Origin of the sequence: Luteolibacter sp. LG18 (assembly GCF_036322585.1) — a bacterium.
Classification (GTDB): domain Bacteria; phylum Verrucomicrobiota; class Verrucomicrobiia; order Verrucomicrobiales; family Akkermansiaceae; genus Luteolibacter.
This window is the reverse complement of the sequence record NZ_AP024600.1, coordinates 551,766-573,262: the sequence shown is the minus strand read 5'-3', so window position 1 is coordinate 573,262 and position 21,497 is coordinate 551,766. Positions and strand designations below refer to the sequence as shown.

19 protein-coding genes and 1 tRNA gene are annotated in these 21,497 nt (G+C 63.9%); 12 read left to right on the top strand and 8 right to left on the bottom strand.

The genetic code is table 11. The features are described from left to right. Positions 1-4: 4 nt before the first annotated feature. The 3 genes from llg_RS02325 to llg_RS02315 all read right to left on the bottom strand — a co-directional run bounded on the left by llg_RS02325 (position 5) and on the right by llg_RS02315 (position 2,458). Positions 5-745: an ABC transporter ATP-binding protein gene (locus llg_RS02325; protein WP_338287921.1), complete on the bottom strand. Its 741-nt coding sequence runs from the start codon at positions 743-745 to the stop codon at positions 5-7. Further along, entirely contained in the window at positions 742-1,902 is a 1,161-nt protein-coding gene (locus tag llg_RS02320; protein ID WP_338287920.1) for an ABC transporter permease, read from the bottom strand. The genes llg_RS02325 and llg_RS02320 overlap by 4 nt, the downstream gene beginning before the upstream one ends. A gap of 178 nt (positions 1,903-2,080) precedes the next feature. Beyond that, entirely contained in the window at positions 2,081-2,458 is a 378-nt protein-coding gene (locus llg_RS02315) for a VOC family protein (protein ID WP_338287919.1), read from the bottom strand. Positions 2,459-2,585: 127 nt separating this feature from the next. On the opposite strand from llg_RS02315, the gene llg_RS02310 reads away from it, so the two are divergent. From llg_RS02310 to llg_RS02280, 7 genes are all read left to right on the top strand, one after another. Next, a complete protein-coding gene (locus tag llg_RS02310) occupies positions 2,586-3,032 on the top strand; it encodes a universal stress protein (protein WP_338287918.1) in 447 nt (148 codons plus the stop codon). 46 nt (positions 3,033-3,078) lie between these two features. Continuing rightward, positions 3,079-4,698: an ABC transporter permease gene (locus llg_RS02305; RefSeq protein ID WP_338287917.1), complete on the top strand. Its 1,620-nt coding sequence runs from the start codon at positions 3,079-3,081 to the stop codon at positions 4,696-4,698. 4 nt (positions 4,699-4,702) lie between these two features. After that, positions 4,703-5,473: an RDD family protein gene (locus llg_RS02300; RefSeq protein WP_338287915.1), complete on the top strand. Its 771-nt coding sequence runs from the start codon at positions 4,703-4,705 to the stop codon at positions 5,471-5,473. Between the two features lie 119 nt (positions 5,474-5,592). Further along, positions 5,593-6,357 (top strand): energy transducer TonB, encoded by a 765-nt coding sequence (locus llg_RS02295; protein ID WP_338287913.1) that lies wholly within the window; start codon positions 5,593-5,595, stop codon positions 6,355-6,357. 2 nt (positions 6,358-6,359) lie between these two features. Next, positions 6,360-7,025, top strand: a complete 666-nt coding sequence (locus tag llg_RS02290) for a MotA/TolQ/ExbB proton channel family protein (protein WP_338287912.1) — start codon at positions 6,360-6,362, stop codon at positions 7,023-7,025. Positions 7,026-7,032: 7 nt separating this feature from the next. After that, positions 7,033-7,455 carry a biopolymer transporter ExbD gene (locus llg_RS02285; RefSeq protein WP_338287911.1) on the top strand — a complete coding sequence of 141 codons (423 nt, stop codon included), beginning with the start codon at positions 7,033-7,035 and terminating at the stop codon, positions 7,453-7,455. After that, positions 7,452-7,919 carry a hypothetical protein gene (locus tag llg_RS02280; RefSeq protein ID WP_338287910.1) on the top strand — a complete coding sequence of 156 codons (468 nt, stop codon included), beginning with the start codon at positions 7,452-7,454 and terminating at the stop codon, positions 7,917-7,919. The genes llg_RS02285 and llg_RS02280 overlap by 4 nt, the downstream gene beginning before the upstream one ends. 6 nt (positions 7,920-7,925) lie before the next feature. Here the strand turns inward: llg_RS02280 and amrB are convergent, their stop codons facing one another. The 5 genes from amrB to trpC all read right to left on the bottom strand — a co-directional run bounded on the left by amrB (position 7,926) and on the right by trpC (position 13,901). After that, entirely contained in the window at positions 7,926-9,542 is a 1,617-nt protein-coding gene (gene amrB / locus llg_RS02275; RefSeq protein ID WP_338287909.1) for an AmmeMemoRadiSam system protein B, read from the bottom strand. Between the two features lie 26 nt (positions 9,543-9,568). Beyond that, positions 9,569-11,920, bottom strand: coding sequence for a DUF3160 domain-containing protein (locus tag llg_RS02270; protein ID WP_338287907.1), 2,352 nt, complete (start codon positions 11,918-11,920; stop codon positions 9,569-9,571). Between the two features lie 80 nt (positions 11,921-12,000). Next, positions 12,001-12,519 carry a hypothetical protein gene (locus llg_RS02265; protein WP_338287906.1) on the bottom strand — a complete coding sequence of 173 codons (519 nt, stop codon included), beginning with the start codon at positions 12,517-12,519 and terminating at the stop codon, positions 12,001-12,003. A 23-nt stretch (positions 12,520-12,542) separates the two neighbouring features. Further along, complete coding sequence (locus llg_RS02260; RefSeq protein WP_338287905.1) at positions 12,543-13,073, bottom strand: hypothetical protein; 531 nt, start codon at positions 13,071-13,073, stop codon at positions 12,543-12,545. 39 nt (positions 13,074-13,112) lie between these two features. Next, positions 13,113-13,901: an indole-3-glycerol phosphate synthase TrpC gene (gene trpC, locus llg_RS02255; RefSeq protein ID WP_345789214.1), complete on the bottom strand. Its 789-nt coding sequence runs from the start codon at positions 13,899-13,901 to the stop codon at positions 13,113-13,115. A gap of 182 nt (positions 13,902-14,083) precedes the next feature. Between trpC and llg_RS02250 the strand changes: the two genes are divergently transcribed. From llg_RS02250 to llg_RS02230, 5 genes are all read left to right on the top strand, one after another. Next, positions 14,084-14,158 (top strand) — tRNA-Gly (locus llg_RS02250). 85 nt (positions 14,159-14,243) lie between these two features. Next, positions 14,244-15,116: a 50S ribosomal protein L11 methyltransferase gene (locus llg_RS02245; RefSeq protein ID WP_338287903.1), complete on the top strand. Its 873-nt coding sequence runs from the start codon at positions 14,244-14,246 to the stop codon at positions 15,114-15,116. Positions 15,117-15,467: 351 nt separating this feature from the next. After that, on the top strand, positions 15,468-16,634 hold the full coding sequence (locus llg_RS02240) for a pyridoxal phosphate-dependent aminotransferase (RefSeq protein WP_338287902.1): 1,167 nt from the start codon (positions 15,468-15,470) through the stop codon (positions 16,632-16,634). Positions 16,635-16,957: 323 nt separating this feature from the next. Continuing rightward, positions 16,958-20,434: a hypothetical protein gene (locus tag llg_RS02235; protein ID WP_338287901.1), complete on the top strand. Its 3,477-nt coding sequence runs from the start codon at positions 16,958-16,960 to the stop codon at positions 20,432-20,434. Beyond that, a complete protein-coding gene (locus llg_RS02230) occupies positions 20,424-21,197 on the top strand; it encodes a hypothetical protein (protein ID WP_338287900.1) in 774 nt (257 codons plus the stop codon). The genes llg_RS02235 and llg_RS02230 overlap by 11 nt, the downstream gene beginning before the upstream one ends. Positions 21,198-21,497 lie beyond the last annotated feature (300 nt).

The window sequence follows — 21,497 nt, the reverse complement described above, 5'->3', positions numbered from 1 at the left end:
AGTATCAATGCGCGACCTCGTGTTCGAAATGGGGCTTCACCTCGTGCGATTGCTCGTGGACCTCGACGATCTCGCCGTCGTCCATTTTCGCGATGCGGTCGGCGTAGGAGAAGATGCGGTTGTCGTGGGTGACGATGATCACGGCGCGGTCCGGCGAGCGGGCGACGCCGCGGAACAGCTCCAGCACGATCTCGCCGTTCTGGGCGTCGAGCGCGGCGGTGGGCTCGTCGCAGATCACCAGAGGCGGCTCGTGGACCAGCGCCCGGGCGATGGCCACGCGCTGCTGCTGGCCGCCGGAGAGCTTGTTGGGGCGTTCCTTCCAGCGGTTGCCAAGCCCCACCGCTTCCAGCGCCGCGCGCGCCTTCTTGATCGCGGCGCCATTCGAGACGCCTTGGATCAGCAGGGGCACGCTCACGTTTTCCGCGATGCTGAGCGTGGGTATCAGGTTGAACTGTTGGAAAATGAAGCCGATGTGCTTTGAACGGAAGCGGGTCAGCGCGCCGCCGGACAGGTTGTGCAGAGGCTGGCCGAAGACGTTCACCTCGCCGCCGTCGATCTTGAGCGTGCCGGCGATCGCGCTGAGCAGCGTGGTCTTGCCGCAGCCGGAGGGGCCCACCAGCATCAGGATCTCGCCGGTGCGGGCCTCCAGGTTCACGTGCTTGAGCACATGGATGCGGTTCTGGCCTTCGCCGAAACTTTTCTCCACGGCGCGGACATCGACGACGATGCGGGACGTTTCGCTCATGCGCGGAAGACCATGGCGGGTTCGTAAAGGCTGAGGCGGATGATGCCCATCAGGGCAGCGACCATGCAGATCACCTGGATCACGCCGAAGGCGACCACCGGGATGATCCACGGCATGTAGAATGGCGGCTGGTCGTGCTTGATCGCGCCCATCGCGAAACCGGAGGTGGCCAGCAGTCCGAGGCCGAAGCCGATGATGCCCACCGTCATCGCCTGGATGATGAGCATCAGGCTGAGCCGGAAATTGGACATGCCCATCGCCTTGAGCGCGCCGAGGTGTTTCAGGTTGTCCAGGACGAAGGCGTAGAACGTCTGGCAGGCGATCGCGATGCCCACGATGAAGCCGATGACCACCGTGGTGCCGAAGGAAAAGGGGATGCCGGTGTTCCGCACGTACCACCAGATGGTGGAGGTGTTGAAATCATTCGGGTCTTTGCTGAACTCACGGTTCACGTAGGCGCGCAGGCCGGTTTCCCGGGTGATCGCGGCGGCCGCCTCGTCCGGGCTCATACCGTCCACTGGCGCGGCGATCACCGCGGAGAGCATCTTCCGCTGCGGCGGCGTGTATTGCAGCGCGCGCTCATAGGTGGTCCAGATATAGGGGCCGCCGATGAACGAGCGCATCGCCTTGCAGATGCCCACCACCCGGGCTTCGACGTCGTTGATCTCGAAACGGTCGCCGATGCCGATCGGGTGGTCCTTGTCCTTGGAAAGCTGTTCGATCGCGAGTTCGTCGATGATGACGGTGTTCGGCAGCCGCAGATCCTCGATATTGCCCGCGACCATGCGCGTCGGTGCACCGGCGAGCGAGGCGGGATCGATACCCACGAGCTGGATCGTCTTGAAGCTGCCGTCGTCCCGCTTCACGCGCTGGATGCCGGAGTAGAGCGGCATCGCCCACCGCACTGCGGAAACCGAGCGCACCCGCGAGAGATCGGTGTCGCGCATCGGGTTCACCTCGTTGATCTGCTCCACGCGTTCCTCCACCACGTAGATCGGCGCGCCGACGTTCTTCAAGGTGGCCGTCGTCCAGCGCATCAGGCCACAGAACACCGAAGCCTGTTGGACAATGAGGAAGGTCGCGAAAAACAATCCGGCCACCAGCATCAGATACTTGGCGGTGTCGCCGAAGAGCATTTTGAGCGCGAGGCCGAACATGCGCGGATAGGGATGATAATAACCCCGCAAGCATCCGCTTGCGTGCCGCGACCCTAGCAGCCGGAGGCGGCGACGCAACCGGCGACGCGCATTCTCGTGATTTTACGAGCGCGGCGTTTCAAACGCCGCGACCCGGTGGAAGTTAGGCCATCCGCTGGCCACATAGGGAAATCCCCTGTCAGGCGCGTTCCAGAATTTCGACCTCGTAGCCGTCCGGATCGGTCACGAAGGCCATCTTGCGGCCGCCGGTCGTGAACTTCTCGCGCCAGCCGGAGGGCCAGATCTCGATGCCGCCCTGTTCAAGGCTGTCGCAGTAGTCGACGATGTCCGGCACGCCGAGGCAGGTGTGCATGAGGTCCTCCGGGCAGGTGGCGGTGTATTCGGGGGAGTGGCAGAGTTCCAGGAACACGTCGTTGCCCTCCAGGCCGAGGAACGCGAGCTTGTTGCCCTGCGGCGAGTCCTTGCGATCGGTCAGCTCGTAGCCGAGCTTTTCGTAGAACGCCACGGAGGCATCGATGTCCTTCACGCGGATGCGGGTGTGGAGAAATTTGATCATCGGCGGCAGTGTGGGGGCGCACCGGCGGTTTGGCAAAACCCGGTTTGTGGCGAAAGCCCCGCAAAAACGGCCACGGACACGATCGTCATGGCATCCACCGTGGAGCCGGGGTAGTGTATCGGGTGCCATGAAAACGATCGTCGCCGCCCTCGATTTCTCGGACTCCACCGCCGCGGTGCTGGAATCCGCCGTGGAACATGCCCGTGCCTTCAAGGGCACCCTCCACCTCCTGCACGTGCTCGAGGCGGAGCCGGCCTACACCGCCTACGGGTTCACCCCGGACGAGTTTCCCGCGATCCATTCGTTCCAGGAGGAAGCCCGGAAGCGCGCGGTGGCGAAGCTGGATGAGCTCCTCGCCACGGTGCCGAGCGACGTCGAGGCCCGCACCAAGCTGGCCGATGGCAGCCCGCTTCACGCCATCCTCGAATACGTGGCGGAACATTCCGCCGAGCTGGTGATCCTGGGCACCCACGGCCATGGGGTGGTCGCGTCCCTGCTGCTCGGCAGCGTCGCCGAGGGGTTGATCCGGAAAGCGGCGGTGCCCACTCTGGTGATTCCGGTCAAACGTTCTTGATGGCGTTGGCCTTGCGGGACCGGCGGGGTGCGGCTAGGGATGCCGCATGGCCCGACGCTCCTTCAGCCTTCTGCTCGCCCGGCGGTATCTCAATCCCCGGCGCTCGATGCTGTCCTCGTTCAGCATCATTTCCCTGATCGGAGTGCTGCTCGGCGTGCTGGTTCTCGTGGTGGTGATGGCCGTTTACGCGGGCCTGGAGCGGGACGTGAAGGGGCGCCTGCTCGGTTTCACCCCGCACATTCTGGTGTCCCACCGTCCGATGGCGGGCACCACGCCCGGGGTCGATGATTGGCGTCGCGATTCCGCTCCGCTGAAGGGCTTTCCGGGCGTCGAGTCGACCGCGCCCTTCGTGTCGGACAACGTCATCCTCGACGTCGATTCGATGCAGAAGCCGGTGATGTTCCGCGCGGTCGATACCGAGGACCCGTCGCAGGTGGCCGGCATCACCCGCATGCTCGATCGCGATCATTATCCGGACTCCACCTCCGACATGGGCTTGGACGACCGGGTGGTGATCTCCTCCACGCTGGCCGAGCAGTTCGGCATCGGGGTGGGTCAGACGATCCGCCTCTATTCGACCCGCAATTTCGAGCAGGTCATGTCCGCCTACAAGGCCACCGAGAAGCCGCCGGTGCGCGAGGCCTTCGCTGACAAATGGAAGAAGGTGAACGACCTCCTGACCCAGGGGTGGAAAAAGCACGGCGACAACGAGGCGATCGCGACCACCTCGCTCAAGGAGGCCTACGACCTTCTCCACGAACTCTGGCAGGCACGCATCCGCGAGCCGGAAAGGGTCCTGATCCAGAACGTGATGGACGCGATGGGCGAGGCCGAACCCGATACCGCCGCGGGCATCCACGTGTTCACCAAGGAGCAGCGCGAGGCGGTGGACAAGGGACTCGCCGAACTCGCCGGAACCGATGCCGACAAGATGGACGGCGAGATTTTGAAAGGCTTGAAGGAGGTCGTCCTGCCGAAGGAGGCGCTGGTGGTCGGCGTCTATCAATCGTCCCAGATGGCGCTCACCCCGGACATCTTCATGCCGCTGCCGCTTGCCCAGACCGTGGCCGGGCTCAGCGATACGGTGCAGGGGCTTTCCGTCCGCTTGGACGATCCTTATCAGGCCGCGGAAGTCGCCGCTGCCCTGTCCGCCAAGCTAGGGCCGGAATGGCAGACGACCACCTGGATGCAGCAGTATGAGGCCTTCTTCTCCCTCATCAACCAGCAGCGCATGATGATGTACTTCGCGCTGTCCTTCATCGTGCTGGTCTCCGCGTTCTCGATGATGGCGGTGATGTTCACTGTCACCATCCAGAAGCGCCGCGAGATCGGCGTAATGAAGGCGCTGGGCGCTACCTCCGGCCAGATCGTGCGGGTCTTCGTCTATCAGGGCATGATCCTCGGGTTCTTCGGCGCGGTGCTGGGCGTGGGACTCGGCCGCCTGGTCATCCACTACCGCGGAGGGGTGCAGGCGTTCATGCGGACGATCGGGTTCGACCCGTTCAGCGCCGCCTTCACCGGTTTCACGATCCTGCCGGCCTACAACAATCCCGGCGAGCAGGCAGCCTTCGCCTTCATGGCTTTCCTTTTGTGCGCCTTCGCCGCGCTGGTGCCGGCCTTCTTCGCCGCCCGCAGCGACGCCGCGAAATCCCTCCGCAACCTCTGAGACCATGGATTTCTGGATCATCCGCGAGGGCGAAAAGGCAGGTCCGTTTCCGGACTACGAGATCCGCCGTAAAATTGAATCCGGCGAGCTGAGCCCCGCGGATCCGGTGTGGAGCGAGGGTATGGCCGCCTGGACCCCGGTTGGCGAGGTGGAGATGTTCCGCGTCACGCTGGAGCGTCCGCCCGTGCTGCCACCCCCGTTGCCCGCCCATGCGATCCCGGCCCCGCCGGTGTGGCGGCGGTTTCTCGCCCGCATGTTCGACCTCGCCCTCTATCTGGCGGTCCTGTGGAGCGCGCTCGCTTTCGCCAAGGTGGACCTGAAGGCCGCGATCGAGAGCGTGGCCGTGGCCTTGTTCCATCTCGTGCCTTGGTTCGCGCTCGAGGCGGGCTTGATCCATTGGTTCGCCACCACCCCGGGCAAGGCCTTGATGGGGCTGCGGGTCTTGAACCGCGACGGCTCCCGCCTGTCCTTCCGCCAGAGTTTCCGGCGTGCCGCCCTGGTCCTGACGGCTGGGGTGGGAATGGGCTTCAGCCTGCTGTTTCCACTCTGCATGGCGGTGAGCTGGGTCAGCGTCCGCCGCATCGGGGCCTCGCTGTGGGATTTCGCGGGCGATCACCAGACGGTGGTTTCCGAGCCGAAGGCCTTCCGCATCGTGGCGTTTGTGGTGCTCTTTATTGCGGCCCTTCAAGTGCAGGCGCTGATCCTTACTCCGGTGACCTTGGAAATGATGCCGCCTTGGTTCCGCGAGGCTTACGAAAAAAGCCAGCATCGCTGAAAAAGCGGCTGGATTGTTGTTGTATATAAGGTGCATTAAAAGTGGTTGACACCCGGGGCGCGTTCTTCTTTTCTTTCGAAAGTGAGACGCAGTCTCAATAAGGAACTTCCTTCTTGGCCATGACTCCCTTTCTTCAAGCTCTCAACGTCGGAACGATGGCCGCGTGGCTGACGGTTTCCGGTGCGAGTACGGTCGCCTGTCTGGTGAAGGTGGATTACATCCTCCCTGCCAAGAACGACCGCTCCGATCTCAAGATCGCGCTCGCGGACGTGTTCGACATGGACACCCAGATCGCCGGCGAGCCTGCGGCTGGTTCCGCTGCCCCGGACGAACCTTCCGCCGAGCCACAACTGGCGGAACCGACGCCGGTCGAGCCGGTGCCGGAGATTCCGGAAATCAGCCCGCTGGAGCCGCTGCCGGAAGTTCCCGATCTCCCGCAGCCGAAGCCGGACTCCCTGCAGACCGAGCGACCGAAGGAAATGACCCGCACGGAGGAAGCTCCCAAGCCCCGCCGCAAGCAGGGGCCGCCCGCTGCCCAGCCCGGCAAGACCGGTGGCGCGAATGGTACGACGGGTACCGGAGGTGGCACGGGCAATGGCCCGTCCAGCGGCAATGGTTCCGCCATCGCCGGGGCCGAGCGCCTGTCCAAGGGGCGCACGCCGAAGCCGCCCTATCCGTCAACATGCCAGCGGGCGAACCAGGAAGGCCGCGTCGGCATCACCTTCACGGTGGATGAACAGGGGAACGTCGTCTCGGCCCGCGTCAGCTCGGCCACTCCCTATCCGGAAATGAACCAAGCCGCGCTCAACGGCGTGTATCGCTGGAAATTCCCCCCCGGAACGCGTGTCACCGCGACCAAAGCCATCGTCTTCCAGCTCCATTGATCATGTTGTTCGCCAATATCGTCGTCGAAAAGTTCCAGCACGGTGGCTGGGTCATGTGGCCCATTCTGGTCACCTTCTTCCTCGCCCTCTGTGTCCTCCTGGAGCGCAGCCTGTGGTGGACCTCCCTGAAACGCACCATCCGCCGGTCACTCCACGAGCAGGCGCGTGAAACGCTCGGCACCGGCCAGTTTGATGCCACCTGGCAACTGGTCGGAAACTCCTCCGATCCGTTCCTGGTGAACCTCCGCGATGGCATGACCCACGCCCACACCTCGATGCTCGCCGCGATGCAGCTCCACGCGTCCGACTTGATCGAGAAGGCGGAGGCCCGCCAGTGGGTGCTCGGCACCATCATCACCCTCGCGCCGCTGCTCGGCCTGCTCGGCACGGTGGTCGGCATCATGGGCTCCTTCAGCTCGATCGGTGACGACGCGCTCGCCGTGTCGAAGGTTTCCGGCGGCATCGGCGAGGCCCTGATCGCCACCGCGGCCGGCCTTGGCATCGCGATCAGTTGCCTGCTGCCCTACAACTATTTCCGCAAGCGGGTGGCCGTGTTGCGCGGCGACCTCGAGCGCTGGATCAACCACTCCGAGCTGCTTGTGCAGAACGCGAAGGCCCACGGCCACGACCTCGAAGCCTTCGCCGCCTCGCGCCACATCAACCGCTGATCCTCCGATGCCCGTCAAACTCTCAGGCGGTGGCGACGATCACGAGGAGGAAGCCCGGATCGAGATCGTTCCGCTCATCGACATCATGTTCTTCCTGCTCGCCAGCTTCATGCTGGTGAGCCTGAGCATGACCCAGATCCACCGCATCGGCGTGAAGATCCCGCAGGCCTCCAGCGGCGTGCACGACGCGAAGCCCCCCACGGTCCACCTGGCGATCGATGCCCATGGCGTCATCACCTGGGATTCGGCCATCGTGACGCCGTCTGAAATCACCGCCAAGCTCAAGGCCCTGCCGGTGACCGATGACACCCGCGTGCTGATCGCCGCGGACGAGGAGTCCCGCCACAAGATCGTGGTGTCCGCGCTCGATGCGGTGAAGGCCGCGAAAGTCGAGAAAGTCGGCTTCGAAACGAAAACACCGAGCAAGTGAGCGCCCGTATTTTTTCCATCGTCAACGCCGTGGGGTGTTTCCTGCTGGTCGTGTTCATCCTGGTGCAGTGGAAGATCGGCACCGGCATGGAGCATGAGTTGCGCGACGCGAAGACCGCGACGATCAACGAGCACAACGCCCGTATCGAGGCCGAGAAACGGGCCGACGCCCTGGAGTCCGATGTGGTGGGGTTGAAGACTTCGATCGACTCGATCCGCTCCGATGCGGAAGAGAAAACCCGCAGCTTGAAAGAGCAGATCGGCCAGTCCGAAGCCCTCAACACCGGCCTGACCCAGGCCCAGGAGCAGGTGAAGGTGCAGGATGAGGCGATCAAGGCCCGCGATGAGGCGATCAAGCAGCGCGACGACCGTCTCCGTGAAACCAACGAGACGCTCGCCGCCACCCGCAAGCGTCTCGACGAGGCCATCGCCAAGCTCAAGCAGGCCGCGGCGAAGCCGCAGTAAATCGGCTCAATGATTTTGAGGCCGCGCGTAGAGGTTCCCGAGGGGAATCCAGCGCGCGGCCCAGGTGCCCTGCTCGAAGAATCTCACCTCCACCAGTCCGCCGCCGTTCGCCGGTTCGCTCTGGTCGAAGATCAGGTTGCCCATCGAGTAAAAACGCAGCGATCGCTCCGAGCGCTCCCAGCCGGGCGACGGGCGGTGCGGATGGCAGCCGATCACCAAAGCGGCTCCCGCTTGTTCCGCCCGGTCCGCGAGCTGCCGTTCCCGCGCGCCGGGAATATCCCGGTATTCGGTGCCCGCGTGCAGGAAGGCGAACAGCGGCTTGTTGGCCTGCGGTTGCCGCCATGCGGCGAAAGCGTCCGCCGGCAGCACCGCGTTCGCAGGGGAGGGGCGGTTGATCACGTCGGTCGCGACCGCGATCCGGAACGGCCCGGATTCTTTCGGGGTTCCCTCATCGAGCACCGCGATTCCCCGTTCCGTTAGAATGGCCTTCATCCGCTCGCGCGCGTCCGGGCCGTAATCGAGGCTGTGGTTGTTCGCCACCGAAACGGCGGCCACATGGAGCCTTGCGAGCTGTTCCAGGGTCGGCCTCGCCGCCATGCCGATCCGCATCGGATGTTGCGGGCCGGGCGGAAGTGGATCGAGCACCACCCCTTCGAGGTTCACGATCAGCGGTCGCGATCCGGTCGCCGCGAGGATCTTCCCCGTGATGGCGTCCATCTGTTCCTTCGGCAGGGCGGCGATGTTGCGGCCGAACTGGGTGTCGCCACCGAAAAACCATGCCTCGCCCGGCAACGCCGCTGCCGGGATGAACCGTGGCGAATAGACCTGCGTGATGTAGGAGGTGGTGCGCGGCTCGTCCTGGCGACCGCCGTAGCGGATGGCATTCCGGTTATCCACCACCGCCGGTGCGGCGATGCCATTCACCTCCCGCTCCAGCGTCATGTGCAGCCACTGGCAGGCTTTCGAGTCGAGGTTCTGCGGTTGCCCGAGCGCCGGAATCCTCGCGCTGTCGCCGCACGCCAGCAGCCGCAGCGTTTCCTGGTCCCGCCTCGCGGCCTCGGGCTGCGAGAGGTAGTGCGAGAAATCGGTCGATTGGACGATCAGCGTGTCCGCTGTCACCAGCGGCTTGAGCCGGTTCGCGAGCGCCGGCCACTCCTCCGGCTTCGAGCGGATGTCGAGCGCCATTGGCACCACCGGTGTCCCCGGAAACCAGCGTGCCAGGAACGGCAGGATCGCCTGCACGCCATGCTCGTGGGAAAACAGCGAGGACTCCGAAACCGCGGGATCTCCCAACAGCGTCCGCACCGCCTCTGCGTCCACCGCCACGTCCCCGAGCGCGGTTTTGAACGGCCGCGTGGTCGTCGAGCACAGCGTCGTGCCGCGACGGAAATGATCCGGGCTCAGCAGCAGGATCCGCTCGTAACGATGGCCCGCCGCGAGCCGCAGCGTGTCCGCGATCATGTCCACCGCCAGCAGGTGGTGCGGCACGGTTACCCCGCTCACCGGCTGCACCAGCGGCCGGACGTTCTTCTCCGCCGCCGCGATGGCGGGCAGGAACAGGGAGGAGGAATCGTAGAACAGCGGATAAGGCTCCGCCGCCCCGGCCCGCAGGACGAGGCACATGGCCAGAACCATCAGGCTCCGCGACCTCATTCCCCGCGCGGTAGGGTCACCGGCTTGACCACCGGTGGCTGCCAGGTGGAGCGTTCCGGGAGCTCGGGTTTCGGGATGTAGATGTGGGACTGCCACTCCTCGTCGGTCAGGCGGCCCTTGTCCAAGGATCTCGCAAACTCATAGTAGTTGTAAGCCAGCCCCACCAGCAGGCGACTGCCGTGGCGCCCACCGCCGATCGCGATCATCACCTGCGGGCGTCCCAGCGCCTGGTGCAGCACCTTGCCGGTGGCGGCATCCGTGAGCACGTCGGTCACCAGCGCGGTCTTGCCCTCGCCCGGCTTCGGTTCGTCATAGGGCAGGATCGGCCGCGCCATCTGCGAGAAGTCCGCGGTGCGGATCGCCTCCCAGTCCTTGTCGGTGAGCGGCTGTCCGGCCACGTCCTTCTCCGCGATTTCGCGGAACTTCTTGATCGAGTCCGCGAACATCCGGAAGCGGTTGAACTCCTCGCCCGCGTCCGGCAGCAGCTTGTGGCGGGTGAAGCCGTCATTGGCGAACGCGGCCAGGCGTTCCAGCTCGCGCCAGAACGGCACGTCCGGCTGCACCAGACCGTGCGGCGCGGGCGGGATCTTGCCTTCCTCCGCGCCATCGCCCATCTCTGCGTAGTTCTGTTTCGCGTAGAGCACGGTGTCGTGCTTCAGCTCGGTGTAGGACCCCAGCATCGAAATCACGTTCTTCGCCGGGAAACCGGGCGCCTGCATGTAGGCCGGGAAGTTGGTGTTGCGCTTTTTCGCCAGCATCGAGATCACGTGGAGCTGCTTGGCCGCCATCGAGGCGAACCAATCCTTGTCGCCCACCCCGGCCAGCTCCTTGCGGATCTCCGGCAACCGCTTGTCGAACTCCGCCGCGTAGGCCGCGCCCTTGTCCGGAAGCGCCTTGAGGAAATCCTTGGAAAGTGCCTCCGCCTTCTCGTCGCCGAAGGCCGCGGGAATCATCACCGCACTGGGCAGCGTGGGCATTTCCTCCGGGGACCCGCGGGTCAGGCGGTCCAGCACCCGCGCGTCCCAGGTGAAGCGCTGGCCGAACACACGGAACGCCTTCGGATCGGCATCCGGCGAGGTGTTCTGATCGAGATGGCCGGAGGACACGATCATCGGCGCGCGCAGCTTGCCGAGCGCGGCGCTGAGCTTCGCGCCGGTCTCGGAGGAAAGCGCGGTGTCCGTTTCCAGCGCCGGCTTGCCGAGCGTCGAGCCGATCCACTCGCGGAATTCCGGATAGGTGATGTCATCGCTCTGGCCCGCGAAGAAACCGGTGATCTCCATCACGTCCTTCCACGCGGTCAGCGGCGTCGCGCCCTTCGCGGTGGTGCGGGCCATCGCCAGCGTGGCGAGCTGGGCGTCGCCGATCGCATCGCTGTTCTTCAGCTCGTAGCCGTTGCGGCCGAGGAACATCATCGCGCGGAAATAGCCGCCGAGCGTGTCGCTCTTCGTGTAGTGCGAGCGCACCTTGTACTGCGTGTAGTCGGCGGGCTTGTCCGGCGCGTATTTGCCGAACAGCGGCGAGGCCGTCATTCCCTCCGCGGCCAGCACCAGCGAGATCTCCTTCTCCAACGCCGCCGCCGCTTCCGCGGGCAGGCCGGCCTTCGCCTTCGCGAGCCGATCCTTCGCCGATTGTTCATAGGACGGGCGGGGCGGAGCCGGTTTCAACTTGCCCTCTTCATCCATGTCCTTCGCCGGATCGGGATCGGGCGGCGCGGCCGGGCCTAGCAGGATCCACGGTGCCGCGAACCGGGCCTCGGTCCAGCCGAGCCGATCTGCCGCCGGGCCGCTGGCCTTCGCGCGCAGTTCGCGGACGTTGTCGAGGGAGCCTTCGAGGAAAGTCGTGAGAAGCTCGTGGAGCCTCCGCTGCTCGATGTATTCCAGCGTGCGGGAAAAGCCCGCGTGCCATGCGTGCAGCACCACGTCCGGTGTGATCAGCCGAGTTTGCCAGGGCTTCCGGTCCTCCGGATCGGTTCCGCCCGTCTGCGTGAACGCGGCCAGCATCTCATCCTGCGTGAATGACCACTCCTTCTCTTCATCGGTGGTCGGGAGGTCTTCCGCCAGATGCGTGGACTCGATCGGGAGCAGGATGAAGCGGTCCTTTTCGAGCGCCTTCTTCTGCTCCTCGCTGAGCTTGATGCCGAGCTGCTTGTAAACCGCGTTCGCGTTCGCGCAGTCCTTCAGCGAAGCCGGTTTTGGCTCCATCGGCTGGGCCGGCAGCTCGGGCCCGTTGGAAAGCTTCGCCGGCACCGGCGCGAACGGCCCGGGATTGGCCTCCGGAAGGGTGACCTGCGCGAAAGCGGTGGCACTACACAACCAAGCCCCGAGAAGCATTTGCCGGGTTTTCATCATGACCGCAGGGAAGCATGGAATCCAAGTTGGGGCAAGTTGCTAGACTATCAATGACGCAACTGTGACTTCGGCAATCGAGATCATCGGTTTTCCAGCCAAGGGAAAAAATCTTCAAGAACGTCGGGATCCAGTTCCAACACGGCGCTGCCAACCTCTGCATGGCCCATGGCGATACATAGGGCGGCAGTGGCGACGCGGCAGAAATCGTCGTCCCATTTCCGATGGAGGCATCGGGAGATCAAATCCGGCACTTGTTTCCAAGCAGACTGGTAGCTGTCGCAAATATCCTTTCCGGCTGGGATTTCCCCTCCGTGCGCAAGCCGGGCGATCTCGATGGCGGCCGGGAGCAGCAGGTAATCCATGCCGATGCGGTCCGGGGCGGAGGCAGCGGCGCGCAGAATATGAGGAACCGCCGCGAACGAGGCGGAGAAAACGTCTCCCTGGTGGCAAAGGGAGCTCCACAGGGTGTGCCAAGGTTCACATTGATGGTTGATGCGCGTTGGGAACGAGTCCAGCTCTCGTAGCAGGCTTGGAATATCGCCTGCTTCACCGTAGGCGTGTTCGAGAGCGGACCAACGCGGACTGTCGAGCGCGATCATTGTGAGATACTCCGGAGGCAGGCTTATGCATTTGCCCGCTTTGGCAAAAGTTTTGCGAGCTCTTCTTTCAAGCAATGCACGGACCAGGGGGCTAGGTCGTATCGCAGGTGGCTGCCACCACCAGCAAAGAGAACCTCATGGCATCCGAAGCAGAGGAGGGCTTGGAAGGGGCCGTAGGGGCTTTCCCAACAGATGGTGTAATCGGGATGGAATCCTCCACAACGTTTCTCGCCGCTGAACTCCCCGAGGTTCTCCGAATTGGCGAGTGTTTTGACGATCGGGGAAGTGGGGTCGGCTTCGAGTTCCGCTTGGTAGAAAGGGAAACCGGAGACCTGGAACACATCCACCCGCTCGCTTTCTGCAAGCAGGGCATCGTGCCGTCTTTGACTGGGCAGCCCTTCAAATACGGCGATTCGGGAGGACCTGCGAAGTTCGGCCCGCAGGACTCCGCTGGCTCTGACAGGCACCGCGACGTCCGCCCCGATGGCATGCAGGTGCCCGCGGATGCCCGCCAAGGTCTCTTGGAAGTTTTGCCCGAGATAGGACGGTTTCACGGTAGGGGTTCTGCCCCGCCTATTGGACGGAGGAGGCGCTCAGCTCGCCTCCAGCGCCAGATACGCCTCGATCTCCTCGGACGGATTGTGCGCGCGCATCAGGCTCTCGCCGATCAGCACCGCGTTCGCGCCCGCATCCAGCGCCCGCTGGGCGTCGCTGAGCGTCTTGATCCCGCTTTCGGACACCAGCAGCACCTCGTCCGGCACTTCGTCGGCCAGCGCCTCGGTGGTCGCCAGGTCGATTTCGAAGGTCTTCAGGTTCCGGTTGTTGATGCCGATCAGGTCCGCGCCGAGTTCCAGCGCGCGCTCCATTTCCGGCAGGTCGTGGACTTCCACCAGCACGTCGAGCTGGAAAGCCTTGGCCTCGTCGTAGAGCTTGCGGAGAAGGTCGTCATCCAGCGCCGCCACGATGAGCAGGATCGCGTCCGCGCCGGACACCACCGCTTCGTGGATCTGCAGCGGATGGATCGTGAAATCCTTGCGGAGCAGGGGAGCGGTCGAGAAACGCGAGATCTGCGTCAGGTAGCTCAGCGAGCCCTGGAAATACTTCTCATCGGTGAGGATGGAGAGGCAGGACGCGCCGCCATCCAGATAGCGCTTCGCCTGGCGCACCGGGTCGAAGGACGGATCGATCAGACCCACCGAGGGCGACGCCTTCTTCACCTCCGCGATCACACCCAGCTTGCCCGGGCCGCGGTCGAGGGCGGCGCGGAAACCGCCGAAGTCGTTCCGCTGGAGCGCGGCGGCGCGCAAATGGGCGGCGCGGGGAATCAGCGCTTCGACTTCCTGGTGCTTGGTGGCGATGATCTGGGCGAGCTTGTCGGACACGCGGCGGTTTTTGGAGGCAGTGGCGACAAGTTCCAAGTCCCAAGTGCGGACCGCGTCCGGGATCATGCCATTCGTCAAACCACTGGCTGCCAATGCTCTTTCTCCCGATGGCAAAAAACTTTACGGTTTTCTCTTGCGCGCGGGCCGCGGATGCGTAGAAAGCGCGCACGCAATTCAGCGTCGCGGGCGTAGCTCAGTGGTAGAGCGCCACCTTGCCAAGGTGGATGTCGTGAGTTCGAATCTCATCGCCCGCTCCAACCTCCCTCTCGGGAGGTTTTTGCGTTTCAAGGGGTTGTCTCCCATCGAAACGCCAAGCTCCTGCTTCCCAAACACGCGCCCGCCGTGCAACGTGCCCGCATGTTCGTTTGGTCGAAACTCTCCGCCGCGCAGTGGATGGATGCTTGGGAAGAACGCTTCGCCGGCAATCCCAACCTCGCCATTGAGATCATCAAGGGCGGCAAGTCCGTGCGCGTGCAGGTCTATTGCAATACGCGCAAGGAGGCCGACGCCATCGTCGAGCAATGGGGCGGCTCGGTCCGCCCGCTGGCCAGCGACTGGCACAAGAAGGAAGTCCCGCTGCCACGCCCGATCAAGGTCCGCGACGTCTTCCTCGTGACCGGTGAGAGCAAGCCAAAGGAGCTGGCGAAGATCCGCAAGGAGCACGCCGGCCGCGAAATCATCTCGATCCCGCCGGAAATGGCCTTCGGCACCGGCGATCACGCCACCACCTCCACCTGCCTGCGCCTGCTGGTGGACATCGCCCGCGAGCGCAAGGGCGCCGATTGGACCGTGGCCGACCTCGGTACCGGCACCGGCCTGCTCGCCATCGCCGCCCGCAAGCTGGGCTCCGGCGAGGCCTACGCCTGTGACTTCGACCCCTTCGCCGTGAAGGTCGCCATCGAGAACCTGGAGCGAAATGGCGTCGACGGCGTGGACGTGAAGGAGCAGGACATCCTCAAGTGGAAGCCCCGCAAGAAGGGCTACGACGTGGTCCTCGCCAACATTTTCTCCACCGTGCTCATCCAGGCCTGGCCGGTGATCGCGAAATCGGTCGCTCCCGGCGGCGACCTGATCGTCTCCGGCATCCTCGCCTCCCAGGCGTGGGATGTCTTCACCGCCGCCGCCGCCAATGGCCTCGGTTTCACTCAGGTCATCCGGAAGGGCAAGTGGGTCACCGCCCGCGGCGGCCGGATGGAGGACTTGGTGAAAGAATAGTCACGGGCGCCTGCGGCGAGACTCCAGAACCCAGAACCCAGAACCCAGAACCCAGAGAAGAAATCTGGATCGGGAACGTCTCTTCCAATTGGACCGCGGACTTCAGTTCGCGGATTTCATCGAGTCAGGCGGGCGATATCCACTTCACGCCCCTGACGGCCCAGTTTTGGTGGCCCGGCCATCTTCCCTATCTTCTCTGGATTCTGGACTCTTGATTCTGGAATCTACCCGCAGGGTCCCATTTCACTTGCCACCCCCGGGGGCCAGCGGTGAAAACAGCGCCCCGCCTTCCGGGCTGTCCAACGCCGTTGACCGCCCCGGAGGACGGTCAACCTTCATCCGCGCGCTTCCATGGACAGCATTTCATCCCGCATCGCACAGGTTCTACCGTCGCTCACCCTGGCCGTCACGAATCAGGCCAAGGCCATGCAGGCCAAGGGCGAGGAAGTCTACGGCCTCGCCGGTGGCGAGCCCCACTCCGACACTCCGGATTTCATCAAGGAAGCCGCCATCGCGGCCCTTCAGAGCGGCAAGACCAAGTATACCGCCTCCGCCGGCATCCCGGAACTGCGCCAGGCGCTGTCCGACAAGTTGCTCAAGGACAACGGCCTGACCTACGCCCCGAACCAGATCTGCGTCACCGCCGGCGCCAAGATGGCCTGCTACCTCGCCATCCTCGCCGTCGTCGAGGAAGGTGACGAAGTCATCATCCCGACCCCCTACTGGGTGTCCTACCCGGAGATGGTCCGCCTCGCCGGTGGTATCCCGGTGCTCGTCGAGACCAAGGAATCGACCGGCTGGAAGATGACCGCCGAGCAGTTCGAGGACGCGATGACCCCGGCCACCAAGATGGTGATCCTGAACTCGCCCTCCAACCCGACCGGTGCCGTTTACACCGAGCAGGAACTCCGCGACATCGGTGACATCGCCCTCGGCGAGGACATCGTCATTCTGTCCGACGAGATCTACGAAAAGCTCGTCTACGGCGAGGCCAAGCACGTCTCCATCGCCTCCCTCAGCGACGAGCTCTACAACCTCACGATCACCGTCAACGGCTTCTCCAAGGCTTATTCGATGACCGGCTGGCGCCTCGGCTACACCGCCGCGCCGAAGCACTTCGCCGACGCGATCGACAAGATCCAGAACCACACGGTTTCCAACGTCACCTCCTTCGCCCAGTACGCGGCGGTGGCGGCCCTCACCGGCGACCAGACCTTCATCGAAGACCTCCGCGGCGAATACGACGTGAGCCGCCAGTTCATGTTCAACCGCCTCAAGGCGATCAACAACATCCGCGTGATCGAGCCGAAGGGTGCCTTCTACTTCTTCGTCTACACCGGCAACCTCGGCCTGAAGTCCCAGAACCTCTGCGACAAGCTGCTGTCCCGCTACAAGGTCGCCGCCGTGCCGGGCATCGCCTTCGGCTACGACGATGGCATCCGCCTCAGCTACTGCACCACGCTGGACGTGCTCAACGAGGGTCTGACCCGCTTCGAGCAGTTCTGCCGCGAGCATTGATTTCTTCCTCCGGCTTGCCCGGAAAGGATTCTCGAAAAAAACGCCACCCTGGGTCTTCAGGGTGGCGTTTTTTGCGTCGGGAGTAATGCCGACAAAACCCAAGTGAATCCTTGGCATTTCAAGGATTGTCCAGCCTCTGCAGAATCCATGTAAATACTTTGGCCACTAAATGATTGACCTAATCTGCGTTTATGTGGATTTGTGTGGTTATGAGTGGTTCATTTGTTGTTCGGTGGCTGAAAGTGGAGAAAGGACTTGGTTCAAATCCAAGTAAATCCAAGCGGCTTCAATCGGGGAAATCGGGTGGATTTGCTCTGATCGTCGTGCTCCTGATCATGGTGCTGCTGGCCACGCTCGCGCTCGGTCTGCTATCGCTTTCCTCCATCACGCTGCGTCAGAGCGGAGCCACCACCGCGATGGCCACCGCCCGCCAGAATGCGCGTCTGGCGATGATGCTGGCGCTGGCGGAGCTCCAGAAGCAGGTCGGCCCGGATCAGCGGGTGACCGCCACCGCGGACATCGCCGGGGCCGCCAACGGTTCCTCCCTCGGAGTTGGTGCCAGCCCGCAGAACAACACCTCGGTGACCGGCCAAGCCAAGGGATTGAGCTCCGTGCAGCAGGGGACCCGTTACTGGACCGGCGTTTGGAAGAACAGCAACACCACCAACCCGGAGGTCGAGATCTACACCAAGACCCCGTCGCCCTCGTTCGTGCAGTGGCTGGTCAGTGGCAACGAGGCCGCTAATCCCGCCTCGATGGTCACTCCGGCCTCCGCCGTGGCGGCGGTTGGAGGCAGCGGCGCGGTTTCCGATGCCCGGAAAGCGGTCGTACTGGTGGGCGCGGCCACCGTCGGCCAGGCGAATGCCGCCAACCTGCCCCATTTCGTCAGCGCGCCGCTGGTGCCGATCAGCACCGACGGGAAGGGAATCTCGCAACCGAACGGCCGTTACGGCTGGTGGGTGGGGGACGAGGGTGTCAAAGTCCGGATCAACCAGCCAGCGGGAGATGCGGCCAGCGCGGTGGCCTCGTATGCCAATCTCAGTTCGATGCGGCGCGGTTGGGAGGTCGCGGGCTTGACCGGCTATCCGGTTCCCGCGGGCGGGGCGGACATGTCCCTCACCAAGCTGGTGACCGTCACCCAGGGTGAGCTCCTGGCACCCACTCTGAACAATATCGCGGGCGGACCGTTGGGTCAGGTGTTCCATGCGGCCACCAGTGACAGCTTCGGCGTGCTTTCCAACACGGTGGGCGGCGGCCTGAAACTCGATCTCACCGCCTACCTCGCCGGTTCCCTGCCTTCCGCGGCCGAGGCGAACGTCACCAATTCCCCGGTGGCGAACCGGAACATCATTCCCCAGTCCATTGCGCCCTCGATCAAGGGGCCGAAGTGGGACCGGCTGAAAGACTTCAAGGACGCCTACGCGTCGTCCAGCAGCGGCATCGCGTGTAAGGCCGCCGCCAGAGACACTGACTACGCCGTTGCGCCCGTGATCAGCGACCTGCGGATACTGATGGGTGCGAAGCTGGTGCCCATCACCGCCCCGAACTTCAAGATCTACCCCTGCGGCAAGATCGCGATCGCCTTGGCCAATCCCTATCCGTTCCCTCTGAAATGGAACACCAAGCTGGATGTGGAGCTGAAGTGCGAGATGCCCGCCGGCTACTCCACCAGCTACCACCCGAGCTGCATTTGGGAGGCCGCCGGCCAGCCCGCGTTCCTCCCGATGAATTCCGGGCACTCCGCCGTGTTCAATGGGGCGTTGTTCCAGATCCCTGCGGGTGAATTGGCTCCAGGAGAGGCCAAGGCCTACACCATGACCGCCCCGGCCCCACGCGCCACCGGCACCGGCACGTTCACCGTCGGCATGGGGCCCTTCGAAACGAGTGATCCCTTGAATTTCGAAAACTCCATCCAACTCGAGCATGGCAGCTCGAACGGTCCGGGGGTCCGCCTGGATGTGCGGGAGAGCACGATCACCTCGCCGCTCTGCGTCGAATTGCGGCCCGCGGGTTCCACCACGGAGGTGCTGCGGCGGCTCGAGCGCTTCGAGTTGGATAACGCCAATTTCAGTGCCTACCAGCGTACGATCGACGCCACCCGCGCGCCGGGCGGCACCAGCGCGATGACCAAGGCGTTCCCGCTGATGCAGTACAGCTTCCAGCTCAGCCAGCCAGGCGCGGATTACGAATCGGTGCTGCCGCTCTTGCCTTCGAACTACCTGGGCCTGCGCGGATCCACCCTGCGGACCTTCGCCGACTTCAATGTCCAGGCCACCCGTTTCCGCAAGCCGATCACCTCCTACAATCCCCCTCCGTATTTCATGGAAAGCACGGATGCAAAGAGCATGCTGCCTTGGTCTCCACCCGGTGGCGATGCTGGAACCGCCTTCGCGCGAAACCTCGCGGTGACTCCGATCGGATGGGGTGGCTCGCCGTTCAAGTCCCGGAAGACGGTGCTGTTCAGCCCGCAGCAGACGCTCGTGTCGCTCTCCCAGTTCCAGCACGCGGACCTGACCGCGGATGACCTGTTTGTCTCCGTCGGCCACCAGCCCGGCAACGCGGTGGGGAATTCCTACGCCACGCCATTCGTGAAGCGCTCCGCCACCGTCCAGTCGCGGACCGATTACGTGATCGTGCCGAACGGATATACCAGCACCTCCACCACCACGCAGAACTACTACGACCTCTCCTACCTGCTGAACACGGCGCTGTGGGATGGCTATTACTTCTCGACCATCCCCCGCACCGGCGGCACTGAGCCCTTGAACAAGACGCTGGTGAAGGTCGCCGGGAGCGATCAATCGCCGGAACTCCTCACCGGCCTCCGCTCCGCCGGACATCTGCTGGTGAGCGGATCCTTCAACATCAACTGCACCGAGAAAGCGGCGTGGAAGGCATTGCTTGCGGGCAGCAAGTTCCGGAACCATGCGGCTGGCGGCGGTTCCACGGATGCCCTTTATCCGCGCAGCCTCGAGCAGATCACCGCGGGTGTCACACCGCCCACCGGTTCGGGCGATGACTCCTATTCCGGGTTCCGCCGTCTCACCGACGCACAGATCGACACGATCGCAGAGGAGATCGTCAAACAGGTGCGCCTGCGTGGTCCGTTCGTCTCCGTGTCCCAGTTCGTGAACCGAGCGCTGGTTGATCTGAGCGGCGGGATCGCCTCGGACAAAAACGTCATGGGCCGCAGCGGCGCGCTCCAGCGGGCCCTCGATGAAGGCGGCGCGAACATCAAGCCGGACGGATCCGCTTCCGCGTTCAGCGACATCCGCACGACCGGTTCGGGCGTCGGCACCGTGTCGACGGATGCTCTGGCGCTCCAGGCGGAAGGCCCTGCCCCGCGGGCCGACATGGCGGGCGGCAGGCCGACCGGGTTGCCCAATACGGCCTACGATTGGTCCACCAGCTCCCAGGATTTGAATCCCGGCACCGTGGCCAGCATCGTTGCGGACCGTGGTCTGCTCACCGATCCAGCCCTGAAGGGCGAACAGGGTTTCCGCTCTACCGGCATTCCCGGCTGGGTGACCCAGGCGGATGTCCTGCAGGTGATTGGATCCTCTATCTCCGCCCGCTCGGACACCTTCCGGATCCGTGCCTACGGCGAAGCCGTGGATGCCCAGTCCGGCACGACCACCGCCCGCGCGTGGTGCGAGGCGATCGTCCAGCGCCTGCCATCCTACGTGGACGGAGCGAATGCCCCTTCCGACCGTGGCCCGTCCCTTACCGCCGTGAACCGCTCGTTCGGCCGCCAATTCTCCGTCGTCTCCTTCCGCTGGCTCAAATCCGATGAAATCTGAATCCCTCTTCCGCGCCACCATGATGGCGGCGCTATTCCTTCTCGCCTCCCGCGCTTCTGCCCAGAACAACACCGTCTCCCTCAAGATCGATCTCGTCGCCTGGGGAAATGACATCCCCGGCCTCTCGATCAAGGCTGGCAGCAAGAACGACGAAGTCACCGCGCTCGCCTTCCAGTATTCCAAGGACATCGCCTACTCCGGATCGAACGTCCTGGAGATCTACCAGCGGGCGGGGGTGCAGACGGTTCCCGCGGACAGCAAGGAGGCGGTGATCAAGGATGCGATCCCGCCCGAACTGCTCGCATTGCGGAAGGAGAAGCCGGATCTGGTCGCCCTGGCCCAGTTGCCAGCGGATTCGAAACGCGTGACGATCCTGCTGGCTCCGGCCCAAGACCACACCTTCCGCGCGGTGGTGATTGACGACGATCCGTCGAAACTGCCTCCCGGCAAGCTGCGCATTCACAACTACAGCCCGGTTCCTGTCGCCCTGCGCTGCAATGGCGCGCCTCCCAAGGAGTTGAAGGGCCGGGAATCGATGGTGACCGCGCCGAACAACCACCAGGTGATCTACGAGCTCGCATACCAAGACCAAGGGCAGTGGAAGATGCAGGAGAACAACATCCTGCGCGTGGGAGACGACGAGCAGGCCCAGATGATCATTCTCAAGAGTGATTCCGGCTACTTCACCGGCACCAACGGCACTCGCTCGGGGTTCTTGCAAGCGGTCGTCCTCCGTCGCCAAAAGGAAGCGCCGGCTCCCTAGGCAGAGATTCCGTTTTCCAGAGCCGCGTGGTTCTCCACGCGGCTTTTTTGTTGCATGCGTTATTGAATGCAAAAATAGCCATGTTGGGTGGGGAGCGTTGTGGCATGGAGAATTCAAAAACCGCTCTTTTTATTTTGGGTGGGAGGGGAGTCCTAAAGGGAAACAAAGTTTCCTGGAAAAGTTTTGGAAATGAGTGAGATGCATTTTGCTCCCGCCGCAAGTGGACTGGAATTCACGGTGAGGCACCCAATCCGTTTGAGTGGGTGAATATCAAATGTATTGACGATGGGGCTCGGCGGG